Origin of the sequence: Bacillus sp. JJ783, from assembly GCF_036963225.1 — a bacterium.
GTDB classification, from domain to species: Bacteria; Bacillota; Bacilli; order Bacillales; family Bacillaceae_G; genus Bacillus_A; species Bacillus_A cereus_U.
Window position 1 is genome coordinate 1 of sequence record NZ_JBALMG010000078.1, and the last position, 8016, is coordinate 8016.

Genomic DNA, 8016 nt, shown 5'->3' on the forward strand with positions numbered 1-8016 from the left:
ACATTACTTAACAAAGAAAAAAAGCACCTTAAGTGCTAGAACACTTATGATGCTTACAATAAAACATGGGTGAGACTAATTAATAAGGTTTAACACGCCGAACATCACGGTAAAAATTACCATTAAAACAGCACATAACGCTGTTATTACTTGATGTGGTTTCATGTTCTCACCAACTTTCTATGAAGCTTTTCGTACGCCAATACGAAAGGCTTTTTTGTAATTCTCTTATCTCCCGATACTAGCAATCAACTTGCACGACCGGCATACTAATTTACTAATAATTTAGAGTAAGAGAGTTTATTACATGTTGTATTGATTCTGTGTTGTTTCTTGATTTCTCTAAATATTGTATTACGTTTCAAAATAAGACACAAGATATATGTATAGATTCTTTCTTTTTTTAACTTTTACTTTTCGACATGACCGTCGGTTTTTTTCAATACAATACCTATGAAACAACATTCTAAAACTCATGTCAATAAAGTGCTTTTCAAAAAAATCGTCAACGAATTTAACCTTATTTTAAAAAAAGTTAACAATATTTTTTGTCATAAAACGGTAAATGCTGGAGGAATAAACTTCGCTAGCATAACGCAAAAAAGAACAGTAGTTGTAACCTGGTTGTATATTATATATGTACCAGATAACTCAAATTTTGATACCTTTATAAGAATTATCTCCCAAGAATGCTGAATTGTGTTCATTTTGATATGAAACACTGTCCTTTGTGACGTGTGATTGATAATGTGATTTATACCGCATAGAATCAGTGTTTTATAGGGGAGGGCATCACAAACAGGAGTGTCCTATAATTTGTGATTGTTAAATATCGCTAGATTGGTTATTTTTGTCAACAAGATATATTATAATATCCGCATGTAGTTAAGAACCCTGTAACGGCGGGGTTGAACGTACATAAAATCATTTGTAACAAAATTGTAATATTTATTTTCTTGTGAAAAACCGCTTTGGTTAACGCATCTATTAGAGAGAGTTGTTAACGAACGATAATAAGCGTTATAAAAATCGTTAAAGCGATTAGCTTTAATAATCTTTAATGGATAGGTCTAACGATATCTCGTTGAAGAAGAATTAAAACATATACTCGAACTTCGTTCTCGTAGCCTTCGGCATAACCATTCCTATAAATCTTTTTCTAGTTTCAACAAACTACAAAATACAGGACGTTTTTCCCTCACTTGTTGTTATATTTATACTTTCCTCGTTACCTCGCGATCTGTTCGTGAGGTTCTTTTTTTATGTAAGTATTTTCTCAAATAGTGCAAAAAGTTTCTTTTTTTTCTTGTAAAAAGGTCGCTTAGTTAACATACATAATAGGGAAAAGTTGTACGGGTTTTTTCCCTTCTAATGCCAATCATTTCCGATAGTGTTACTGCTATTGCTATCAAATTCTTCCTACCTTTGGGCAGGCGTGAATCCTACATCACGCTTGCCCCTTTTCCTTTTAACAAAATCAAATTCAGATACAAACATATAAAAATGGGGGTTATGTCATGGAACAAAAAGAATTGAAAATCGCAATTATGTTGAACCACAAAACAATCGGTATTCTACGAAAAATCAAAGGTGTCACGTCTTCCCAATTAGCGGATATCATGCTTATCGGTCATTCAACATTAAAGAAAGTAGAAAGCGGATTTACACCAATGACGGACTTAATGAATGTTCGTTTATGGAAAGGTTTAGCGGGGCTTGGTTATTCCGTTGAAGAGATTTATGTAATAAACGCATTTGTAGACCACAAAGGGGGCGTTGTTAATTGAAGCAACGTAAATTAACACCACAACAATTAGAACTCTTAACGCAGGTATTTGAACGCCAAAGGGCGGGCGAGAGTGTTACGGCTATTGCTAAAGACATGAACCTAGACCGCCGGACCATTTACTATTGGCGTCAACGTCCAGAATGGGTAGAACTGGAGAAGGAATTGCGAAGACGTCTTATTGAAGATGCAAACGAAGCGGTTATGGAGACACTTGCTAAAAATGCGATGGCGGGGAAGTCACCAAAATGGGTCGAATTGTATCTCAAAGCGACTGGACAACTCAAAGAAGTTTCAGAGGTTCAAGCAAAACAACAAATCAATATCGTACGGGACGGCGTATCAGCCGAATTATTTGCCGACCTTGATGAATTATTAAAGGGGTAGTAATAACTATGACAACAACTAATAAACCAGTATTAGCACAAGCCGAAAGCGTCGTACAAAAGACGGCAGCGGAACGCAATAAGCTTCATATACGTCTTATGCAGTTAAACGATGAAATAGCTTATTTACAAAGTGAAATTGCGTCGGGTAATGAGAGTCTTCAAGAGACATTAAATGAACGGGTAGCGGAGAAAGTTACCGTTGATACGGAATTAAAACAACGTAATGATGCGTTTTTATCAGAATTAAAATCAATGAGGGACGACCTGTTACGTGAAAGACTTGTGGTTCTGAAATCTGGCAAAGACCGACAAGAGGGTCTTGCAAGTGAGATTAAGCGTGCGAAAGTGGAATACTTGAAGAAGATTATTGCATTAAAGGAACTAGCGGACGATACGTTTGCAGACGTGAGTTCTTACGATGAAATTATGAAATACATTGGTCAAAATCCAGTGGATATAACGACAACGATCGCTTATCCGTATCCATTAGTTAGCGGAGATAATCGTTATTCTCCATATGTTACACCACAAGAAATTGGTACGGCGTATGACGGTACATTATCTTATCCGACTAGACAATATGAACAAAACTACATGCGAAAAGCATATTAATCAGGGGGAAGCAAAACTATGAATAACAGATTATCAGCAATCGAATTACTATCCATTGGTTATAACAACGGGCTTACGTCAGCAGAAAAGACAGTGGCGGTACAACAACTAGAAGCACGAAAGAAGCAGCAAGCAGGGGAAACGGTACAAGGCGTTAATCCATTGATGTTAAGTCAAGCGTACGGCGAATCTACATCACGTCGCGAAGAGAAGCAACAAGCGGCGGAACTTGAAGCAAAGATGAAGAGACTAGCGGACTTGGAAGCGAAAGCACAGGCGGCCAATGAAGCACACATACAAAAGCAACAACATGAAGCTAAACTAGAACGTTTGGCACACCTTGAACGTGCAGAAACGGCTGGTTTAATTTAATAAGATACACACGAGGAATGACGGCATATAGCGGTTGTTCCTCTCTTTTTTTGTATATACGAAGTTTAATATATCGTAATAATTTGGGCGTCGCTACGGGGACGATAGGCACGTTAAAACAGGTGTGTTAAATGTCCATGAAACGCCCTAAACACGTAACAGATTTCATTTTCATATTTGAGTAGCGAAGCCGAAGGAATCCGCACCATTACTGGATTTGTAAGCAATCACGAATGATTATTCTAAAACGCATTGTGAAAATGAAACAGTAGTCTAAAAAGGTACACGTTTGTAGACGGTTAGGAAACAATCTTTAAAGAGTTCATTAATTAATGGAAATAAACCTTTATAGACGTCTATTAAACAATTGACCTTTATAGACGGTTGTTGTATATTAAGACTATCAAATAAATGAACGGTGGTTTTAATTATGGGAATCGATTTCGGTTATATTCGTGTATCAACTAAGGAACAGAATTTAGACAGACAATTCACGGCTTTACAATCTTATGTAACGGACGAGAAGTACATATACAGCGATAAGGCAAGCGGTAAAGATATGGAACGCGAGGGTTTCCAAAACATGCTTAAAGCGATGCGTGGGGGCGATACTCTTTACATTAAATCTATTGACCGTTTAGGGCGTAACAAACAACAAATCAAGGACTACTTGGAATACTTCAAGAAAGAAGGAATCCGCGTTAAGATTATTGATTTACCTACGACGATGCAGGACGTTCCCGCAGGTCAAGAATGGGTTATAGATATGATTAATAACATTATCATTGAAGTTTATACGTCGATTGCACAACAAGAAAGAGAGACGATTCGCCAACGACAAAGAGAGGGAATCGACGTTGCGAAATCTAAAGGCAAGCACTTGGGACGCCCTGTTATGGAACTACCTAAAGCGTGGGACAAGCTATACAAAGAATGGAAAGACGGAAAGATTAAAGCCGTTGAATTTATGGACAAGGTGGACATGAAGAAGGCGACGTTCTATAAGAAAGTAAAAGAGTATGAGAGTAGTATTTAAGGGGGCGGAGACACGAAGCCCCGCCATGTCTTCGCAAAGGTTGATTAGTTTCATGTAGCAAACACGAGACTAACTTCAGTTTGTTGGGGGACTACTGTTTCAAAGGGCGGGGACACTTCAAACGGGGCTACTCATTTAACACGCCGTACATCGTTTGTAATCCCCTGTCTTAAACGGCAGGGCTATTTGTCGTGGACGAATACTACCGCACGGCATGGCACGGCAGGACGACTACACCTGTATACCATTACTACCTATTGCTATCCGTTACTATCCATTAACGTGTAAGCAATACGTTATGGCGTTGGGCTTCGTACCTCAATAGCTATATCCCATCCCGTGTCCCTACCACGTAACCACTACTAACGAATACTATTACATACGTTTGATATGTCTTGATGATGGAACAACAACAATAGTTATATACTTATCATTCGTTCATATTAATTTAATAATGTTTTAAGTATATTAAACCTTTATTCAAAACCTTTTACTATTTCATTTATTTGAATTTATTTTGAATATCAATCTTCAAGAAATAGTTTATTTTATCGCATCTTCTACAAGTCGACATTTTCATTGGAACTTTACAAACAAAATATATATGTAGCTTTAAACGAATAACGGAAGACATGGGGTAACGGCGGGACGGGGGGATTAGTTGACCGTTGTAGGGGGTGCAAAGTATACACAATATAAATTTCAGCCGAAGGCGGGAATCCGTCCCCACGATCAGTAAACGTTAAATAAAATTTTATAACAAGAAAAACATCGCCTTTGAGAAGGAAGTTAGTATGCGTCTTGTATTACTTTATGATTACTGGATATGAATTTGTTATGAAAATTAATAATAAATGAATTACTAATGATAATAATTTAATGATACAATTTCATATAAGAGTAATTTCGGATATGACTATATGTGAAAGGGTGTATTACTTTGAAAATAAGAGAAGTTCTTGATAAGCTTAATAACGGCACAAAGGCGGCAGCACTAGCGAAAGAATTAAACCTTGCTGACAAGCGTTTTCGAGAAGGTATGAAGAAGCTGGGATTTGAGTATAGCAACTCGTCTAAGGCGTGGGACGGGGACGAGGAATCAGAACAATACCTTGATAAATCTATATTTGATTACGTTCCACCCAAAGGTAATCGAGGTGTGAACCCAAAGACGCATAATGATAATCCTAAAGTAATAACAAAAAAACAAAAAACTTCACAAGTGAGTAATATTGATTCACCTAAAAGTAATATAGAAGGTGAAATTCAATTCACATCAGAACAAATTTTAGCGTTGAAAGAGATTGCAAATCAGTATTTAAATGAACAAGCTGAAGAAACGCACAAGGAACGAATCCACAAGCGTATTATCAAGCTTCCTAACGAAGATATGACCCGTAAGACGGTAGTAATTAACAAAGCGATAGGGGACAGGCTAGACGCCTTTGCGGGCAAGATGAAGCTTAATAAATCGGACATATTGTCTCTTGCGTTAAATGATTTCCTTGATAGATACGAGATTGAAGAAGATTAATTTTAAAATACATGCCACGATATCGATCGAAACGGACGAACAGAAAGTGTAAAGAATAAAAAACACTTTCGGAGGTATTCGTCATGGCAATTCAAAAAATGCACAAAGCAGATAAACTAGCAAGCATCTTAATACAACACGTAAACGGTGTGAATTGGGTGCGTGTGGCACTTGTAGAGGACACAAGTTGGTACTGTTTAAAAGATGTTATGGAACTATTAGAAGTGTCGGGGAAGGCATGTAACATTGCCCCACATATTTCAGGAGAAAATAAACGCTTGTTATCGTTTGGTTCAAGACCTACATATGTAGTCGATTTAAAAGGAATCCACGAAATGACAACTATGTTTGAGATAAACGACGGGTCATTGTTAACGGAACTTGTAGAAGGCGTAGTATCCGTGTTTGATACAAGACAGGAACTTGTTAGCATGGAACTAGATACGGAAATGAGTGTACCGAAGGTGACGCAGGAAGACATGTTAGCGTTGGAAGTGTTAAATGCAGAAAATGGCGAGGACAGAGTCTTGGCATTGGCAGCGTACAAGGATTGGCTGACTCAATAACGTTATAGCATGAAAACAACGCATCAGATTGCACTGTATGCGTTGTTATTCTGTTTATCTATACATTTGTATTCGTAATCTATTAAAACGCTTATAACAGACGTTAGAGGGCTTAAAATTAATGTGTGGTATTTTAAGAGTCGAACGAAATTAATCTATCAGATGAAAACACGATTTTCCTTGATTTATAGGGAATTTTGGCGATACAATAAAGACAACTTAATGAATCGGAAATAAAAAAGCCAGTCCCATATGTTAAGAGTTTCGACCCTCTTAACGAGACTGACTTTCTAATAACTCGTGTTTCGACCCACGAGTTAAAGTGTTAGCCTTGTCACAACACAAGACTAACTTGATACACCCATTGTACATTTGTTTAAAGGATATTTCAACTGGTAACATTACGGAATATCGTATAACAGGCATACAAAAGGCGTTATCTCTTTAACTTGTAGCGGAAAACAGGTTATTGAGATAGCGTCTTTTTTGTTGTTCCGTTCAACGTGGAATTGCCTGAAACCACGTTAATAAAAACTGATAAGCCGTAATTCCGTGCTTCTATATAGAGGGAACGTGTTACGGTGTGGCTTGCTGTTGGTCGTGCGAGAGGTACTTAGTATGCGTCTACAAGAACAGCACCCCGTAATGGATTCCTATTCATTCGTTGCGGGGAGGTGGGAACGACCTAGACATGAAGTCTAAACGGTTCGGGTGGTTATCGTTGTAGTTACGGCTACAGGGAATACATTCAGTTTGTCATTGTGGGACGATATGCAAGGGACAAGCCATTGTTAAAGGGTGTATATGATGAAAGTCATTGAGTGAATAGGGCTACGCATACGGACACTGCATAACGCAAGCCATGTATAGTACTTATCCTTTCTAGCTTTCTTAGTTATTTTTAACTTTGAAAACTAGGGGATAACTATGCCATCAGCCGTTTCTACAATCCCCGCTTCACCATGTCAAAGGGCGTTTAAAACCGTCAAGTGATTTTAAAAGATTATAAAATGAAATATAGATGAAAACGTTAATTAGAATGTTGGAGGATGTAGACACTTGAGTATTCGGGGGTTTGGAACGTAGTGGAAAACGCACGGAACGGAAAGGGTTCAGCAAACGAAACGAAGTGAAGTGCGGTAGTAAATACCACAATACGCAGAGTAAGAACTATATAGGGGAAAACGAAAAAAGGACGCTTAATCTAAGGGATTAAACGCCAAAATAAATAGATACAGATAAAGTACATAGAGGGGGAGTGAATCCCCTCGCCCTATTATTATCATATCATAGCATCAGGTTATAAAGAATAAATAATAAAGAAAACAAAACGATAGTGATCGAGGCAACGTTTATTAATGGCTAGGGAAGAAAAGCCCGTAGGGACAACAAACGATAGTGCGTTAGAAGATGATTAGTAATGTAATGATACGTAAATCAAAAGATAATTGTGTCAGAATGCGTTTCTCGGTGTTATAAAAAAAGGAAGTCAATAAGATATTGGTAAGCTTAGTATATTGAGGAATATATGAAGGTAAGAAAGGCTTAATACTAAGGGGTTTTGGTGTACAATAACGTAAAGCAACGTAAACCATTGTACAAATTTGTACAAATTCTTTTGTAAATTTCGAGTCGATATCTTGAAAAAAGGGCAGGATTGAACGTATAATGAATTTAGAAATTATAAACGAATTTAGAAATTCTAAATGTATATTGAATAT

General features: G+C 37.4%; 7 protein-coding genes. All 7 read left to right on the forward strand.

Features of this window, described 5'->3' with window-relative positions:
* Positions 1-1517: 1517 nt before the first annotated feature.
* Entirely contained in the window at positions 1518-1787 is a 270-nt protein-coding gene (locus tag V7038_RS17260; RefSeq protein WP_335471066.1) for a helix-turn-helix domain-containing protein, read from the forward strand.
* Positions 1784-2173 (forward strand): phBC6A51 family helix-turn-helix protein, encoded by a 390-nt coding sequence (locus tag V7038_RS17265; protein ID WP_335471069.1) that lies wholly within the window; start codon positions 1784-1786, stop codon positions 2171-2173. Before V7038_RS17260 ends, V7038_RS17265 begins: the two co-directional genes overlap by 4 nt.
* A gap of 8 nt (positions 2174-2181) precedes the next feature.
* The gene (locus V7038_RS17270; RefSeq protein ID WP_335471072.1) at positions 2182-2787 is read left to right on the forward strand and encodes a hypothetical protein; all 606 of its coding nucleotides are present in this window, start codon (positions 2182-2184) and stop codon (positions 2785-2787) included.
* 18 nt (positions 2788-2805) lie between these two features.
* Positions 2806-3159, forward strand: a complete 354-nt coding sequence (locus tag V7038_RS17275; protein ID WP_335471075.1) for a hypothetical protein — start codon at positions 2806-2808, stop codon at positions 3157-3159.
* A gap of 430 nt (positions 3160-3589) precedes the next feature.
* The gene (locus tag V7038_RS17280; RefSeq protein ID WP_335471078.1) at positions 3590-4195 is read left to right on the forward strand and encodes a recombinase family protein; all 606 of its coding nucleotides are present in this window, start codon (positions 3590-3592) and stop codon (positions 4193-4195) included.
* Positions 4196-5135: 940 nt separating this feature from the next.
* A complete protein-coding gene (locus tag V7038_RS17285; protein ID WP_335471081.1) occupies positions 5136-5729 on the forward strand; it encodes a hypothetical protein in 594 nt (197 codons plus the stop codon).
* A gap of 83 nt (positions 5730-5812) precedes the next feature.
* On the forward strand, positions 5813-6295 hold the full coding sequence (locus V7038_RS17290; protein WP_335471084.1) for a hypothetical protein: 483 nt from the start codon (positions 5813-5815) through the stop codon (positions 6293-6295).
* Positions 6296-8016: the final 1721 nt, after the last annotated feature.

What these genes read in the sequence shown, in the direction of transcription:
- V7038_RS17260 (WP_335471066.1), top strand. Translation starts at nt 1,518, where the DNA reads ATGGAACAAAAAGAATTGAAAATCGCAATTATGTTGAACCACAAAACA.
- V7038_RS17270 (WP_335471072.1), top strand. Translation starts at nt 2,182, where the DNA reads ATGACAACAACTAATAAACCAGTATTAGCACAAGCCGAAAGCGTCGTA.
- V7038_RS17275 (WP_335471075.1), top strand. Translation starts at nt 2,806, where the DNA reads ATGAATAACAGATTATCAGCAATCGAATTACTATCCATTGGTTATAAC.
- V7038_RS17280 (WP_335471078.1), top strand. Translation starts at nt 3,590, where the DNA reads ATGGGAATCGATTTCGGTTATATTCGTGTATCAACTAAGGAACAGAAT.
- V7038_RS17290 (WP_335471084.1), top strand. Translation starts at nt 5,813, where the DNA reads ATGGCAATTCAAAAAATGCACAAAGCAGATAAACTAGCAAGCATCTTA.